Consider the following 15,594-nt stretch of genomic DNA (forward strand, 5'->3'; position numbering starts at 1 on the left):
GCCGGACCTGAATCCGCGACGCTCCGCGTCGCAACCATCAGACTCGCTTCACCACCGGCCTGAAGGCCGATGCACTACGAATGAATTCCGGTAGCAGATGCCGAGGTACCAAGCGTTGTCGATGTCGCTTGTGGAGCCCAGGTGGGTCCCGCCCGGATGCACGCACGCAGCCGGTCTGCTGAGCACGGCGCGTCCGAGCGCAGCCACGGCGACACGTCCACCGCCAGCACCATGCGCCCGCCCTCGAACCGGGGCAACGGCAGCCCGGCGAGCAAGGACCGCAGCTTCTCGACGTCGATCCGGCCCCGGTTGAGAGCTCCGTACAACGCGCCGTGCCCACGCCGGTGCTCGGGCACCATCGTCAGATCCACCGGCGAGGTGACCGGCCCGTCGACGCACAACAGTGCGTCGGCCAGTTCGAACATTTCGTCACGCCGGGCGGTCAGACACTCGTAGAACTCTGCTCGGAAGCGTGACGCTTCCTGCCGGACATCCGGGCACACCACACTCATGACAACGGCCTTCGACTGGTTCTCCTCGTGACGGAGCACAGGATCAGACGAAGGCCTCCTTCATGTCCGGCGAATGCCCAGGTGAGTGACCACGTTCGGGACACCGTTCGAGGCCAGAAGAAAAACAACAAGCTTAGGCTCGGAAGGCCTTCCAGAGGAGCTCGCCGAACTCGGCAGGATGCGTGGTCAGGCCGGTGTGCCCGCCCGGGAAGTGCAGGAGTTCCATACCGAGTTGCTCCGCCAGGAAGGCGGCCGGACGGTAGGGCAGCTCGCCGCGTGAGTCCTGTCCGCAGGCGAGCACGAGTCGGTCCGACTGCGCCTCCAGCCGGTGGACGTCCGGGGCGTAGGACATGAAGCTCGGCACGATGCGTCCGACGAAGTACGGCAGGTTGGCCATCGTCCGCTCGGCCCGTGCTGCTGCCTGCGGTGGCAGCCTGGTCTCGGCCTTCGGCTCGGTGGTGTCGCCGCCCTTCTTCAGACCCGCGGCGAACACGGCCATCGCTGGCATGAGCCCCTCTGTGTGGAACGTTGCCTGTACCCAACTGCCTTGGCCGCTACGGCTTGACGACTTGGGGTTGTGAGGTGTCTTCCTCGGCCGCGCCACCTGCCTCATCACCCACCGACACGTCCAACGCCCTTGTCAGGACCTCTTAACGGGGCCTGAACAAGTCACCTTTCAGTCACCAATCCGCATCAGGGAAACGTCAACTCCTCTTTCAGGCAAAGCATTTGGCCTACAGTCCAGGGGACGAGGGAGCCGCGAGGGGGGAGCCGGACATGGCGGCCGTGAACATCGACGATGTCGTCGACGGCCTTGCCGAGATCGTGCGCGAGGCCGTCCGCACCGGAGACCGGATCGGATACTTCGCCGCGCTGTACCGGCAGGTGACCATCGAGGTCCGCAAGACCATCCATGAAGATCTGTTCGACGACGGTCCCCGCATGGATCGCTTCGACACCCACTTCGGCAACCGCTACTTCGAGGCGTACGACGCCTGGCGTCGCGACCGGAGCGGGCCGCGCTGCTGGCGCGAGACGTTCGGACTGCTGGACGACACCGACACCGTCATCGTCCAGCACCTGCTGCTCGGCGTGAACGCGCACATCAACCTCGACCTGGCCGTCGCCGCCGCACGGACCAGCCCGGGCGCGGACATCCACGGGCTGCGGCGCGACTTCCTGCTGATCAACGACATCCTCGCGCGCGTGGTGCTGGCCGTGCAGGACTCGGTCGACGCCCTGTCGCCCCTGCTGTCGCTGCTGGACAAGGTCGGCGGCCGCACCGACGAGCAGATCCTTGACTTCAGCATCCGCCAGTCCCGCGAGGAGGCCTGGTACAACGCCGTCCTGCTGGCCGGCCAGAGCGAGCGGGAGCGCGAGGCCACCCTCGAACGCCTCGACATCCGGGCCGCTGTGCTCGCCAGGCTGATCGCACGGCCGACCGGTATCGTCCGGCCGGCCCTGGAACTGATCCGGCGGACCGAGAGCGGTGACGTGCCGACCGTCATCGCGCATCTGGACAGGGCGATGGAGCGCTCCTCCACCTGATGGTCAGCTGGAGTCCAGCGCCACCAGACGGCAAGGCAAGGCACGGTGGGCCCCCGGATCGTGGCCCGGCGTCAGCGGTTCGCCGACATACGGATCACCCGGAACCGCCGGGCCGCCTCCCGGTCACTGGCCCCCGCCTCGATCAAGTCAGCTGCCGCGAAACGGACTTGTTCACGCCGATCGCGCTCGTCGGCCGTCAGTCCTCCACCATCGGGATACCTCACACTTCCGGCAGAGCGCAGCCGACACCAACCGCCACGACCCCACGTAACCCGCACCGTTAAAGATCTCTAGCTGACGACCGGCGCCGTCCTGACGCTCCCTGACTGGATCGTCGACGTCATTGCACCCTGCACCAGGCCCCACCCAGAGCGACCGCGACCGGCGTCGACGTTGGCCGGACCGCGCACAACGCGCGCGTTCATCAGTCCCGGTCCAGGAACTGTCAGCGGCGCCAGGGAGCCACGGACAACACGGATACCCCCAGTGGTGTGTGGTGAGCTGGTGGCGGCTCAAGAGGAACCACTCATGAACGTGGTGCGAGCGCTAAATCGGCGAGCGTTCAAGGGCCAGGGCGTGAGAGGGTGCGGTTCGGTCAGAGACCGGGGGAAGCGTGGGGCTGGTCTTCGGCTAAGACATCTATCTGCGTCCTCGGAATGTCGTCAGGGCATTGGCCAATCTGGCCGAGTTGGCGCCACCGGCCCGTGCCGTGCCGCCGCTTGAGATCACGCTGCCTGGCGGTGACCGGCTCGTCCTTCCGTTCACGTCCCAGTTCAAGAGCGATCCGGTCGATTGCTCCATGAGCGGCGAGCTCGAGCTCGACACGTCCCTCATGTTCGACGTCGATGATGCACTGCACGAGTTTGCGCAGACGGGTGGACCTGGCCCCGAGGCGGACGGGCGCATCCAGGTCGGGTACATCTACGCCACGATCCGGTTCGAGTCCTTCCTGCACCCTGGCTCCGCGTCGGTGGAGTGCTGGGCAGCGACGTCGGGGATGAGTCGCTTGTTCGCGCGCTCGGCCAACGTCAGGAAGGTGTTCACCGACCTCGCCGCCGACAGCGGTGGGGTGTGCTGCCTGTTCGATACTGGCGACGGCGCCCCCGAGCAAGTGTGCTGGCTCAACGGTGAACCCACCCAGGAGACAGTCTCCGGTCCCCGCTTTCCAGATCGGCGAGCACTGGTGGCGACTTGGTCTGACGCCGAGCCGTGAGCATCCGTTGGCGCAGCCGCGTCAGGTGACAGGTGACGAGCCGTCACCACGCAGTAGATCGAGACGGGCATCGGCCATGGCGAAGGCCCTCATAAGGCCGGCCACGAGGACGTCGTCGACGCGGTAGCCCCGTGCTCGTTCGTCCCGCTGGAGGAGCGGACCGACGCCGTCCGGGCCGACGCGGCGCTGGACTGCCTTGACGCTGGTCAGCGTTCCGCCGATCCGGCTCAGCGGGATCGGGGTGGTCGGGTGGGTGACGAAGTACTGCTGCACTTCGTCGTACGTGGAGGCGCCGCCCAGCTCGGTGATCCTACGCAGCACTGCCCGCCCCCCGGGGGTCAGCGCCGCGACCATGCGGAACAGTAACTGGTCGGTCCAGCCGTCCCCGAGGTCGTCACTGCCGAGGTCTCCTGGGTCGGGCCGGGGGTCCGGGGCGGGGGCCAGGTACCGGGCACGACAGGCTGCAGCCCGTACGCCGCCCGGACGGCGGCGATCGCCTGCTCGTAGGAGTCCGTCTCCGTGTCGATCGTCAGCCGCACGACGCCCTTCTCGATGATCACTCCCGCCATCCTTTCCCAACCGCACCGGCACCGTCCCTTCGGGGCCGGACCAGGCGCGCCCGGCGGCTCTCGCGATCGGTGGCAGGGTCGTGCTACGCACCGTAAACAGCACGAAGCCCCGGCTGGACGGGGGAGACCAGCCGGGGCGGTAGGTGGTGGCGTGCGGAGGGCGGTCGCCTCGCGGCGGAGGGCTCCATGGGGCTTCAGCCGAACGATCTTCCCCATGGGCTATAGGTGAGGCCCGGGGACACTGTCCCCTCCGCAGCCACATACAGATGAACGGTCAACCACCCCTGGATGTTCCGCCGTTGACGCCACAGGCCCTGTGAGCTGGGGCACCCTGAGGCGCCGCAGACGCGGTCGGCGCGCTTGAGCCCGCCGCGGGCCGGTGAGCTCATTGGGCGTGGTGCAGCCAGCGCTGGAGGGTGTCGTTAACGTCTACTGGCAGGGCGCTGAGCTGGTCGATGACGGCGCGGTCTTCGGGCATCGGGGGGATGCCGGCGACGGTGAGTGCCGCATGCAGGGCGAGGCGTTGCTGGTCGCGTGGGCTGAGCCTGTAGTTGAGGCGGTCGGCGGGGTTGGGCGGCGGCAGGAAGTAGTCGAGGTCGTCGCAGGGCTGGGCAGGAGTGGGCCAGGCATCGTCACAGGGATGGGCGGCGTACGGGTCGACGACGGCGCACGAACCGAGGCTCTCGTAGCTCCAGGCAGTCATTTCTGTCTCCTCACCGGCGAACTGCGGATCACAGGTCCAGAGCACCGCAAGGGCTGCCTCGGTTGCGGTTGAGACCGTACGTCACGCTGACGGCGTCATCGACTGCTGATCACCTGGTGTGACCAGTCGATGGCGGCCGGCGCTGCATTTCAGCGGTGCCCGGCACTGAACGCTAACGGATCGTGACCCCAGGGCGTTGATGTCGACGCAGAACTTGGCCCACAGCGGGACACCAGGAGTACCTCCCCACAGTCTATTGTGTCTAAAAAACAAGTGGGTACCCACTTGCCTGCTGGAGTCCGCCGCGCGTGCCGAGCCGGCCACGGTGAGCGGGTTCGTCGGCCCGATCGACGTTGACGACGGTGCCCGCACCCATGGCCGCGCACTCAATGACAGCGAAGCACACGGCAGCGGCCCAGACTGCGGCCACCCCTGTTACCGCCCCTGCGACAGCGAGCATCGACAACGCGGCAAGCACGACGGCCACCACGACCATCGTGTTCCGCTGCACCACCGGAACGCGCAGCCGTACCCAGGCCAGATAGACCGAGAGCCCAAGCCTCGTCCGCTCGGAGGGATCTCCTGCGGGCAAATACTTGCTCGCCATGCGGATTTGCCGTGGCCGTGCTGCGCAGCTCAGTCAACTCCACACACAGAACGTCCTCGCGGTCGATGAAGCGCATGAAAGCCAAGTGTCCTCCCCACACGCCTTCCACCGCCGCTACCCGAGCCGGCTGCTCTTGCCGGTGATCCGGGTACGGCAGACCATCAATACCGGGGCGGCATCAGGAGGTTGGGCATGACAGCATCCGTCATCACAGGGCTGGTGGCGCTCGTCGGCGTCGCGCTGGGCGGCTGGCTCTCGCTTCGCAACCAGGACCGCCTATCGGAGCGGGAGCACCAACGCCTGTGGCGCGACATCCGCCTGTCCGTGTGCAATGAGTTCCTGGCGGCTAACCGCCGATACGTCGCCTACGCTCTCGATCCCGGCGCCTCCATCACCGCGATACCCCATCCTCGTGAACCCGGCCGGCTGATGCCCTTCTTCAACGAAACCGGAAGGCCCTACAAGGAGGCACTCGAAGCCGGCTTCACCGCCATGCGTCTGGTCACCCACGTCCCAGAAACCGTCCGGGCCGGCGTCGCCTTCGTCAACTGCGCCCGTGAAGTCGCAGCAGCCCGCGCAACGCTCTGCGAGGCCGACATCCCCTCGGACGCCTTCGAACGCCTGTGGAGTGCAGAGCAAGAATTCATCAACGCCGTCCGCGCAGAACTGGGCCTGACAGCGATGCCCCGCCAGCCATGATCCAGACTCACACCCTCCCCCGCAGCCCACCTGGATCCTCTGTCGCTCACGAAAGCTCTACCGGATGACGTCAGTTACAGTAGCCGCGGCATCCGCCGTTTGACGCGCCCTGTACCTGGCATGGCCGCGAGCCCCCTGCGTCGATCTCGTTCCTCCACGGCCGGCGCCGGGGACCCGCGCCCTGTCCCCCAGTACGTCGGTGACCGAGGGACAAGGCCCAACACCCGGGTGTCGGACCGCTTTCCCCCGAGCAGCCCCGGCACCCGGGCCAATCCCCCTGACGACGAAGGGACGGCCGCCTTGCACGAACTGAGTGGGCGGTTCGTGAGTTGATGTCCGTTCCGGCCCATCGGTGGTGACGCGGAGCTTGCCCGACCCGCAGACCGGACACGGATACCGGGAAGCCACGACCTGGCTCATGGCACCGTTGCGGTACTCCGGGGCGATTCGCCCACCGATCTGCCGCACAGCGCCCACCCTGCGTCGCCGACCGGCCGCCATACCCGGCCCCTCTCCCCCAGCTGCCCCCACACCTCACGCCCCGATATGCCCTGACCGGCAGTGCCGTACGCCCACCACGCTGAACTGACGACGCTTCGGCTCAATACGAACGCTGGAACCGAAAGTGCTCCGGCCCGTGGTCGGAGGTGCGGTCAGGGCGTGTCGCCGGAGTAGTAGAAGCGGCACATCACACCCGGGCCGGACTGGCGGGGTTCGTCGGGGTCCGGGTCGTACACGGCGCGGCCGCCGGCCCCCGCGACAGCTCGGTGGGCAGGGCGGCGCCGTCGTCGACTTGCTCCAGCCGCCATCCCGTGATGTCCAGCAGCAGCCCGTCCAGCGGCCCGCCTATGAGCGCGGCATACCTCTGCCCAGAGCGCGGCCCCAGCTCGGCGCTGGACTTCCTCGCCCGCCTCCCTCCCGGTCCCGCGGACGTGTGCTGAGACCACCGCATAGCATGGGCGACTCGGCGTCCACCTGCGCTTGCTCTGTCAGCAGTGCTGTCTCGCTCTGCCCCATGTGGGGAGTGCCGAACCGAACGTGAGTATCTGAGGGGGGAACGTGCCCGACACACCGCAAAGGACGGTGCCGCCGCGGCCGACGCAGATCTCGTCGTGGCAGCAGGCCGAGCTCAACGCGGCCCGCTGGATGCGGCACTGGGGGTACACCGATGCCACCGCGAGCCCTGGAGGCCCGGACTCGGGTATTGATGTCCGGGCCGGGCGCGCACTCGGACAGGTCAAGTACCAGGCCGCCCAGGTCGGGCGTCCGGAGCTGCAACGCTTCGTCGGTGCGCGCCCCCACGAGTCGACCGCGCAGCTGATCTTCTTCACCGGCAGCGACTACACGACCACCGCCGTGGCCTACGCCAGGGAGCGGGACATCGCGCTCTTCACGTACCGCCTGGACGGCACGATGACGCCGGTCAACGACACCGCTCGTCGTATCCACCGAGCCACCCCGTCTCCCGCACCCGCACCCGCCACGGTCCACGGCCCCGAAATGGCGGGGGCGCCCACGTTCTGGCGGCGGAACTGGGGTGTGGTCGTGGGCGTTTCCCTGCTCATGGCTCCGCTGGGATCGATCGGGGACGACAGGACCTACACCGGGCCGCTCGCCCTGGACATCGTGAAGTTCATCGGCATCCTTCTCGGATGCTGGTCGGTCGGCGCGCTCCTGCTGGCCGCGCGGTTCGGGGTCCGGCTCTCCCTTCGGGCCAGGCCCTTCCGGGTGGCCGTCGTACCCCGGCCGCGAACGGACCCGGCAGTCGGCGCGATGGGGGCGCGTGAGCCGCGCCCCGCACGCGACCGGTTCGTGACAGCCTCCGGGGCCTCGCGTGAGGAGCACGTCGCCGAGGCCACGCGGCTTCTCCGCTCCGGCAGCAAGCCGCATCACGTCGACCGCATCCTCAAGGACCGCGGTGTCGGCTTCCTGGACCGAGGCCACATCCTCAACGAAGCAAAGAAGCGCAACAGGCGTTCCTGAGGACCGGCCCGCGGCAGCGTGGACAACGCGGCTGGGCCGCCCGTGTGCACGTGGCTGCTTCGCCGGCCGCCGGCGGCTTCGCACAGCGGAAGACCCCGGCCGTGTTCACGGACCGGGGTCCCAGCAGTCGACGGACGTCCACGGTCGTGCCCCTCCCCCACGCTGCCTCGGCTGCCGCTCCCCGCGAACCGCCCCGCCGCCCGACCTCTCGCCGGGCTGCGGCGGGACATCGAGGCGATCCTCACCGGGTAGCGAGGCGACGGCTCGACCAGCGCGATCGTCTCTCGCTTCGCTCACTCGGCGACGTCGACGCCGTAGCCGCGAGCGAGGTCGGCCAGTCCGTGGTCGTAGCCCTGCCCGACGGCTCGCAGCCGCCACCCGTCGCCCCTGCGGTAGATCTCGGCGAGGATCATGGTGCGCTCGGTGGTGGCGGCGTCGAGAGTGGCCCGGGCGGTCGAGGCCGCGCCGATCCCGCAGGTGACGGTGATCTCGACGGCCCCGACGTCGGCGAAGGTCGCAACACCGTCGATCGCGGCGGCGATCACAACCCGGTGGATCTCCAGGGGCAGCCGCTCCAGGTCCGTGGTGACGGCCTGCTCCGTCGGGCCATCCGTGGCCAGCCGTACGGTGCCGTCTGGGTGCTCGGGTGCGCCGTAGAAGACGAAGTCCTCGTCTCCCGGGACCTGTTCCTGCGCGTCGACCGCGAAGGCGACGACGTCCACGTCGCAGGCGGTCTGCTGGCGCCAGGCGGCGGCCACGGTCCAGGCCGTGCCGGTATCGGGCAGATCGATGACAGCACCTCGGACCAGGACGTCAGCAGTGTCCAGCCGGTTCCCGACCGCGCTCTGCGTCGGCGCGGGGGTGGGTGCGCGGAGCCAGTCGGCGTCGTGCACGCGGAGAGCGAGCGCGGTGATGCGGCCCATGCGCCGGTCCGCTTCACCGCCGGGCAGCACGACGACATCGGAGACGCTGGCCGAGAGGTTGACCGCCGCGGAGGCGCCGAGGGCGACAGCACGAGCGCGCGCCTCGACGGCCTCGTCGTGGGTGCCGCCCAGGACCAGGACACGGCGTCCGGACAGCGTCTGGGCCGCCGTGGCGGTGGACGCGGTCGGCGTGGCAGGGCTCTGGGCCAGGGCGTTCGGCGCGCACGCGGCCGGTACGGCAGGACGCTGAGCCGGCGCACTCAGAGTGGAAGCGGTGAGCGCCGCAGGACGCTGGGCCGGGACGTCCTGCGCCGACACAGGAGATGCAGTGGTCGAGCTCGCGAGCATCTCCGCCGCGGGGCGCTGCCGGGCGGTGCCCTTGGCCTGACCGGCCCTCACACTCTCCAGCAATCGCAGGTACGCGAGCTCGTCCACGAGGGGCACGCCCTCGTCCGCCGCACGACGCAGCTTGGCGGATGAGGCGCTGGATTCGTTGGTGACGACGACGCTGGTCTGGCCGCTGACCGAGGTCATCATGTTCAGCCCGGCCGCCACCGAGCGGGCGACCAGTTCCTCGCGGGAGACCCGGGTATCTCCGGTGATGGCGACCTTCATGCCTTGCACCAGCGGCCCACCCGACGCCAGACGGCCCGGATTGCGGTACGCGCAGGGCGTCTTGGGGACATACGGCTTGTAGTCCTGGCGGGGCGGGCAGTCCAGGAGTGGTAGGGACAGGCCCAGTTGCTCAGCGGCGCCCAGCGAGGCGCGCAGGATGCCGGAGAGTACGCGTACGTCGTCCTGCGCGTCGTGGGCCTTCTCCTGGCCTACGCCGTAGTGGGCGGCCAGCGTGCTTAGCTTGAGATCGGGGGTCGCGGGTCCGACCAGACGGTTGAGGGCCAGCGTGCACAGGCGCCTGCCCACCGGCACCCAGGAACGGACGTGGGCGAACTCGTGGGCCAGGAAGTCGTAGTCGAACTGCGCGTTGTGGGCGACCAGGACGCGGCTACTGAGCAGCGCCCCCACCTGCGGCGCGATCTCCTCAAAGGTGGGAGCGCCGGCGAGACGGTCGGGAGTGAGGCCGTGGACGTGGACCGGGCCGGGGTCACATCCCGGGTTGAGGAGGGTGGAGAACTCCCCGGTCTGGTTGCCGTGCGCGTCCAGCGTGAGGATCGCGAGGGACAGGACACGATCCCGTCCGGGTCTCAATCCTGAGGTCTCCACGTCCACCAGCGCCCAGTCGTGGAAGTAGTCGGGCAGGGTGGGCCACTTCGGGCTCGACGACAGCAGGACCATACGGGGCTCCCCTCCCCGGGGCGCAGCGGGCGGCACACCCTCTCCGCGCCGGTGATCAACTGATGGGATTTTCGCACGCGCCGGGTGCAGCCCGTGGTGCATCCGTGACGGAGAGCCAACGTGAAGGCGGTCAGGCTATTGCTCTGCGGAGTCGGAGTCGGAGTCGGCGTCGGCGTCGGTGCCAGCCGTTTCCTGAGTGAACAAGGGCCGCGTCCACTCAGGAGACACACGCATCGTTTCCTGAGTGGTGAGGCTTTGGCTGGGATGGTTGCGCTACCCCATGCGGCGGGCACCGCAGTCGACCTGGACCGACTACCCCGGACCTCTCCGAGAAGGAGTGCGACCGGCCGGTGCCCGTGGCCCGTGCCACGTCGCCGCCTATGAACCGTCGCCCCATCCATGGACGACGGGTCGAAGGAACGCTTATGCGGCGATGGTCAGCGGAGCATCCAGGCGCTCCCACGCTCCGAGGACAGCCTTGTGGGCGTCCGGCTGCAAGTGGGCGTAACGTCGATGTTGCGGCAGGGGCTCACCGCGAGAATGGCGTCATCCACGGCCGCGCGCTCATCGAGGACGTCAGGTTGTACGCCCTCTTGATTGCGGAGGCTCCCGCGCTCTTACCCACGAGGGCTCGGATCCAGCTCTGGATGTCCATGCGGGTGATGGCCCGCATCTCCCAGCCGCCCCAGTAGCGCAGGACATGGTTCTTTATGGAGGAGGCGTCGCCTCGGAGGGTGTGGGGATGGCCGGTCTGGCGGATGAGCCGCGGCCGGGCAGCAAGCCGCGACCGCCACTTCCTCGCCGTGTCCGTGGTCACTTTCAACTCCGCCGCCACACGCGTATTCGGCTGCCCGTCCGCGCACGCCAAGACGATGCGTGCCCGCTCGACAAGACGGGGCGCCACCGCCCCGCCCACCCAGCGCAGCAACTCGGCGCGCTCCTCATCAGACAGCACAACTTCGACGGCACGAGGACTCCGAGACATGAAAACAGCGGTCCTTCGCACTCGGCTTCCTACCGCCGCCGCCCTGTGCTCCCACGTTGCGCCGCCGTCGTGCCGACCCGTCCCGCTCAGGCTGGCGCTGGCCACCGCGCCGTCGCAGTCCGCTTGGGTGGCAGGGAGCCCGCCAGCCCGGCCCGGTCCAGCGGTTCGAAGCGCCATCGCCAAAGCCCGAGGTGAACGGTGGCGGCAGCCGACACGGCACGGCTGCCAGGTGGCAAACAGACCACTCGGCGGGCACGGGGTCCGAGGGCGTCGAACGGGGATGGGAATCTCTTTGGTCCGAGTCGTCCGGTTGAGTCCCCGCAAGCTGCTAGCCACTGGTATCAGCTGTTAGCTATCGTGGGGCCTATGAGTAAGCAGACCAACATCCGGCTGGACGAGGCCGTGCGGGCGGCGGCCGAGGAGCGGGCCAAGCGGCGCGGGCTGAGCCTGCAGGGGTACGTCGCCGATCTGATCGAGCAGGACGTGAACGAGTCCCGGTCTGCGTTCATGGCCGGTGCCGCCGGCTTCCTGGCCTCCTACGCGGAGCGGTTCGAGGCGGAGTTCGGGGAGGACCGATACCCAGGGCTCCCGGACGGGCTGGCGAAGGACGCGCCGAGGGACGCCGCGTGAACCTGAAGGTCGACCTCGCGTGGATCCTGGCGGTGGCGCAGCAGATCCCGGGGGATCCCCAGGTCGTCGACTACGGCGTGCCGGTCGCCGCCGAGGCCCGCCACCGTGCGGAGATCCTGGGCCAGGAGGTCTACCCCGAGCCGCACCACAAGGCCGCAGCGCTGTTGTGCGAGCTGGCGCGGCAGCCGAGCCTGGAGGTCCGCAACCTGCTGTTCGCTGCCACCGTGACCGCCGCGTATCTGACCGCGTGCGGACTGCCGGTCAGCCCCGGCCTCGACACCGTCATCCCCCTGGCCCGGGCCGCCCGCGACGGACTCCCGGTACGCGAGGTCGCAGCCCAGATCAAGACGTGGACCAGCTGAACCATCTCCGTCTGAGCACTCTGTCTGAGCAGGGGAGACAGCCGTCGTGGACTGGGCCTTTGCCGGCGCAGCGCCAGTGACGGAACACGCCGCCACGGCTTGGGAGCCCCGCTCGACCACCCTCGCCGTCCCGGCGGGGCCCGTCCACCGACGAAGAGACAGACGCATGCGGCTGCGACTACATCCGCTGCCGAACAGACTCAGGGCCGCATTCCATCAGGAACCCACCCTCGATCCGCCACCAAGTGAGCGCCGGCACGCGGGTTCCGCGTCAGAGCCGTCCAAGAATTCGCGAACTCGCGCGCTTCCTCCCGCACCGACGGCCGCGCGTCCTTATTGCTCGCCTTCAACGGGACCGTGCTCACGGGCCTTGCCTCCTGACGACCTGGCCGTCGGGCGGCGGAGGCGGCCGAGCTGCCCGTGCTCCCTGCCTGCTTGCGTCGCAGGAATCGGCGCAGTCGCGGTGCGGCACGGGGCGTGCTGTCCTGAGTATGTACGCAGGAGAGCTCAAGCATGCGCCATCTCCGGATTTCCGTCCTCGCCTCCGCCCGGTCGCCCGCGCCGACCGGAGCGGGCGGAGGACTGCTCCCAGCGCGGGAGCTCGCGGTCGCGTGGTCGCTGATCCTTCTGATCGTTGTGCCGGCGTGGGTGCTGACCGTCGGGCAGGCGCGGGACATGGGGGTCGAGCCGGGCACGATGGGGATGGCGCTGCCGCTGTTCTTGTTGCTCTGGGTAACGATGATGGCGGCCATGATGCTGCCGTCCATGGCGCCGGTGGCCCTCACCTGGGTGCGGGGGATCGGGCGGCAGTCGTCCGGGTGGGGCCGGGCGGTGCGCATGCTGGAGTTCGTGGGTGGATATCTGCTGGTGTGGACGGCCTTCGGGCTGCTCGTCTACGCGGCTCTGGCCCTCACCGGGGACCTCGTGGACGATCATCCGGTGGCAGGACGCTGGATCGGTGCAGTGGCCTTCCTGCTGGCGGGCCTCTATCAGCTCGGGCCCCTCAAGAACGTCTGTCTGCGGCACTGCCGCGACCCCATGAGCCAACTGGTGCGCTACGCCGGGTTCCGGCAGCCGGCCCGCGATCTGCGAGTGGGCATCCACCACGGCGGCTACTGCGTCGGCTGCTGCGCGGGCCTGATGGTGGTCCTCGTGCCGCTCGGGGTGATGAACGTGGCAGCGATGGCCGGGGTGGCGGTGGTGATCTTCGTGGAGAAGCTGTGGTCACGGGGGCCGCTGCTCGCCCGGGCGGTGGGTGTCGTCTGCCTCGTTCTCGCCGTGCTGGCGCCGTTCCAGGACTGGCTGCTGCCGGGGCTGCGGGAATCGGTTCCATCGATGGACGGCATGTGAGCAGCTGCGGCAAGCTGGAAGGGAGGCCGCCTCGCGATCCGCGTGCGGCTCGGGATGCGCGGTCTCGCCACTCCAAGTGAGCTCCCTCGAGCTCGACGGGAGGGAAGCGAGATGACGCAACAGCCCACCCCCGGTACCCGCTGGCACCTGGCCGGCGACTGGTTCGACGTGTGCAAATGCGCTATACCCTGCCCCTGTACGTTCGCGCAGCCCCCGACCTACGGTGACTGCGAAGGCGTACTGGTCTGGCACATCCGTGACGGCAACTACGGCGACGTACGGCTCGACGATCTCAACGTGCTCATGCTCGGCTCCTTTGAAGGCAACCCGTGGGCCGGCACGCACACCGACCCCTACGCCGCGGTCTTCCTCGACGAACGCGCCGACAACGAACAGCGCTCCGCGCTCGGGACTATCTTCGGCGGTGAGGCGGGCGGCTGGCCGGCACAGTTCGGCCAGATGTTCCGGCCCGAGATGCGCGGCACGGACATCGCTCCGATCCGAGTGGAGATCGACGAGGACCTCGCCACCTGGCGCGCCGAGATCCCCGGCCGGGTCACGGCCACCGCCGAGGCACTCACCGGTCCGACGACACCAACGGGCGCACGCGTCCAGGTCCACAACGCCCCCGGCGCCGAGGTCGGACCGGGCCAGATCGCCACCTGGGGCCGGGCTACCACCGACCGCGCCGACGCGTTCGGCTTCTCCTGGGAACGCTCGGGAAAGTCGAGCAAGTACTTCCCCTTCGACTGGACTGGGCCCGACTGACCGCGGGGACGAGAGAGCGCCAGTAGCAAGAGTGGGAAGCAGCGGTCCGAGCACTACACCCGAGACGACGGTCACGTACCCGCCACTCGCAAGTACGCCGAGGCGGCCGGCGACCGCAACTCAAGCTCAGAGGGCTGCCGGCGTAGCGGTTGGAGAACTCGGCGGCCGCGGCGCGGAATCGGTCCGCGGCGGGCCCACTGACCGTCGCCCCGGCGGCGATCCGCTCGCCCGCGTCAGTGAGGGGGTCGGCCAGGGCCAGCCCCTTCTCCAGGTCCAGCACGTCGAGCATGTCGGTGCGGGAGTGGGCTATCGGTGGAGTCGGGTATTGGAACTCTCGGAGTGCCTAGCACGCGCTGCTGGCCACGTGAGACCTGATGCAGGCACAGAGGTGCATCCGCACCCCAGATGACCGTGCTTTGGCCGCCCTACCCCTTACGGGGGGCAGATGCTCCGCAGGCGTGCAAGCTCCCCTCAGCGAAGGGGATCGCGGGTAACGGGGAGGACGGCGCATGTGGAGTTCCTGGGATTCATTGTGGTCCGGTTACGGCGTACTTGAGTGGAGTGTGGCGATGCTCGCTATGCTCGTGGCTTTCGCTGCTGTACGGGTCGCTGTGGTCCGGCTAATCGTCAGACTTCCCGCCCTGTCTCTTTCGCTGGGTGGACGTGTTGTACGGGGCCGTCCGCGTGCCACGGTCCGTGTCCACCGCGCGGCGCTCGCTTCCCGGCGGCGGTACGCGGCGGCATCGGTGCCCGACCGCGTGATGCTGGCCGCGCAGCGCGCGGCGCTTGTTGAGAGCGAACGGACCCGGCGTGTGGCTTTGACCGCCTGCAAGGGGTGGCTGGCGTGTATCGCGCTGTTTTTGCTCTCGGTTGCTGCAGGGATCCTCTGGGTGGCGTGGCCGGAAGACACCTCGCAGACGATCACCCGCAGCGGTTTCGATATCCGCTTCATACCCGATACAGACACCGAGATCGCACCCGCCGCCCTGGGCGCTGCTGCCGGTGTCGTACTCGCCGCGCTTGTGATGGCGTGGCGGGACCGGATCCGCATCGAAGGGCCCCTGCTGGCGTTGCGCCGGGCCCTGGTCACGTACGCGCAACACGGCCACGCTACCCACCGGGAACGTGAAGGCGAACTCGTGGCCCATGCCCAGTCGGCCGGGTCCTCCACGACGCGGGAGGCGCCGTCTGGAGGCAGCCGTCCGCTGGCCTGCCTGAGCTGGTCAGGCTTCTGGGAACCGTCCAGGACCGGGCATACGAGCGAAACTGGCTGTCACTGCTCGACGACCCCGATCTCCCCACGCAGTCCCCCGACCCGCCATCCGGCACGCCCCACTCTCCAGCAGGTCTGCCTGCTACTGAGGTTTTCGGTTCGGGGTGACGTCATGGCGGCGTCGTGATCAGCTGAGTTTCGGCGATGAAGCCGTCGAGCAGGTCGTGCCGGTATTG

The 15,594-nt window shown here is 68.9% G+C and carries 15 protein-coding genes and 3 pseudogenes; 9 read left to right on the forward strand and 9 right to left on the reverse strand.

The features are described 5' to 3' along the window. Window positions 1-167: 167 nt before the first annotated feature. A pseudogene (locus tag ACFY0U_RS45410) lies at window positions 168-512 on the reverse strand (transposase); the annotation flags it as partial. A gap of 133 nt (window positions 513-645) precedes the next feature. Continuing rightward, window positions 646-1,050 (reverse strand): annotated as a pseudogene (locus ACFY0U_RS45415) (alpha/beta hydrolase); the annotation flags it as partial. A 239-nt stretch (window positions 1,051-1,289) separates the two neighbouring features. Here ACFY0U_RS45415 and ACFY0U_RS45420 point away from each other — a divergent pair. After that, window positions 1,290-2,060, forward strand: a complete 771-nt coding sequence (locus tag ACFY0U_RS45420; protein WP_388646377.1) for a DUF5995 family protein — start codon at window positions 1,290-1,292, stop codon at window positions 2,058-2,060. 670 nt (window positions 2,061-2,730) lie between these two features. Next, the gene (locus ACFY0U_RS45425; RefSeq protein WP_388646380.1) at window positions 2,731-3,273 is read left to right on the forward strand and encodes a hypothetical protein; all 543 of its coding nucleotides are present in this window, start codon (window positions 2,731-2,733) and stop codon (window positions 3,271-3,273) included. A 21-nt stretch (window positions 3,274-3,294) separates the two neighbouring features. Here ACFY0U_RS45425 and ACFY0U_RS45430 read toward each other — a convergent pair whose 3' ends face one another. From ACFY0U_RS45430 to ACFY0U_RS45445, 4 genes are all read right to left on the reverse strand, one after another. Beyond that, window positions 3,295-3,594 (reverse strand): hypothetical protein, encoded by a 300-nt coding sequence (locus ACFY0U_RS45430; protein ID WP_388646382.1) that lies wholly within the window; start codon window positions 3,592-3,594, stop codon window positions 3,295-3,297. A gap of 17 nt (window positions 3,595-3,611) precedes the next feature. Further along, on the reverse strand, window positions 3,612-3,833 hold the full coding sequence (locus ACFY0U_RS45435; RefSeq protein ID WP_388646385.1) for a hypothetical protein: 222 nt from the start codon (window positions 3,831-3,833) through the stop codon (window positions 3,612-3,614). A 394-nt stretch (window positions 3,834-4,227) separates the two neighbouring features. After that, window positions 4,228-4,545, reverse strand: coding sequence for a hypothetical protein (locus ACFY0U_RS45440; RefSeq protein ID WP_388646389.1), 318 nt, complete (start codon window positions 4,543-4,545; stop codon window positions 4,228-4,230). 262 nt (window positions 4,546-4,807) lie between these two features. Then, window positions 4,808-5,152: a hypothetical protein gene (locus ACFY0U_RS45445; RefSeq protein ID WP_388646392.1), complete on the reverse strand. Its 345-nt coding sequence runs from the start codon at window positions 5,150-5,152 to the stop codon at window positions 4,808-4,810. Between the two features lie 192 nt (window positions 5,153-5,344). Between ACFY0U_RS45445 and ACFY0U_RS45450 the strand changes: the two genes are divergently transcribed. Then, on the forward strand, window positions 5,345-5,851 hold the full coding sequence (locus ACFY0U_RS45450; protein ID WP_388646394.1) for a hypothetical protein: 507 nt from the start codon (window positions 5,345-5,347) through the stop codon (window positions 5,849-5,851). Window positions 5,852-6,504: 653 nt separating this feature from the next. Here the strand turns inward: ACFY0U_RS45450 and ACFY0U_RS45455 are convergent. Continuing rightward, a pseudogene (locus ACFY0U_RS45455) lies at window positions 6,505-6,734 on the reverse strand (hypothetical protein); the annotation flags it as partial. 176 nt (window positions 6,735-6,910) lie between these two features. Between ACFY0U_RS45455 and ACFY0U_RS45460 the strand changes: the two are divergent. Then, on the forward strand, window positions 6,911-7,834 hold the full coding sequence (locus ACFY0U_RS45460) for a restriction endonuclease (protein ID WP_388646396.1): 924 nt from the start codon (window positions 6,911-6,913) through the stop codon (window positions 7,832-7,834). 293 nt (window positions 7,835-8,127) lie between these two features. Here the strand turns inward: ACFY0U_RS45460 and ACFY0U_RS45465 are convergent, their stop codons facing one another. Both ACFY0U_RS45465 and ACFY0U_RS45470 read right to left on the reverse strand, forming a co-directional pair. Continuing rightward, window positions 8,128-10,050, reverse strand: a complete 1,923-nt coding sequence (locus tag ACFY0U_RS45465; protein WP_388646399.1) for a TerD family protein — start codon at window positions 10,048-10,050, stop codon at window positions 8,128-8,130. A 529-nt stretch (window positions 10,051-10,579) separates the two neighbouring features. After that, a complete protein-coding gene (locus ACFY0U_RS45470; protein WP_388646401.1) occupies window positions 10,580-11,005 on the reverse strand; it encodes a helix-turn-helix domain-containing protein in 426 nt (141 codons plus the stop codon). A gap of 396 nt (window positions 11,006-11,401) precedes the next feature. On the opposite strand from ACFY0U_RS45470, the gene ACFY0U_RS45475 reads away from it, so the two are divergent. From ACFY0U_RS45475 to ACFY0U_RS45495, 5 genes are all read left to right on the forward strand, one after another. Next, complete coding sequence (locus ACFY0U_RS45475; RefSeq protein WP_351694255.1) at window positions 11,402-11,665, forward strand: hypothetical protein; 264 nt, start codon at window positions 11,402-11,404, stop codon at window positions 11,663-11,665. Continuing rightward, window positions 11,662-12,027, forward strand: coding sequence for a hypothetical protein (locus ACFY0U_RS45480; protein WP_059193221.1), 366 nt, complete (start codon window positions 11,662-11,664; stop codon window positions 12,025-12,027). Before ACFY0U_RS45475 ends, ACFY0U_RS45480 begins: the two co-directional genes overlap by 4 nt. 513 nt (window positions 12,028-12,540) lie before the next feature. Continuing rightward, window positions 12,541-13,377: a DUF2182 domain-containing protein gene (locus ACFY0U_RS45485; RefSeq protein WP_388646404.1), complete on the forward strand. Its 837-nt coding sequence runs from the start codon at window positions 12,541-12,543 to the stop codon at window positions 13,375-13,377. A gap of 111 nt (window positions 13,378-13,488) precedes the next feature. Further along, complete coding sequence (locus ACFY0U_RS45490; RefSeq protein WP_388646406.1) at window positions 13,489-14,145, forward strand: DUF1326 domain-containing protein; 657 nt, start codon at window positions 13,489-13,491, stop codon at window positions 14,143-14,145. A 746-nt stretch (window positions 14,146-14,891) separates the two neighbouring features. Further along, a complete protein-coding gene (locus ACFY0U_RS45495) occupies window positions 14,892-15,545 on the forward strand; it encodes a hypothetical protein (protein WP_388646409.1) in 654 nt (217 codons plus the stop codon). The last annotated feature ends 49 nt before the right edge of the window (window positions 15,546-15,594 follow it).

The sequence above is a fragment of the Streptomyces sp. NPDC001536 genome, from assembly GCF_042894505.1.
Lineage (GTDB): Bacteria > Actinomycetota > Actinomycetes > Streptomycetales > Streptomycetaceae > Streptomyces.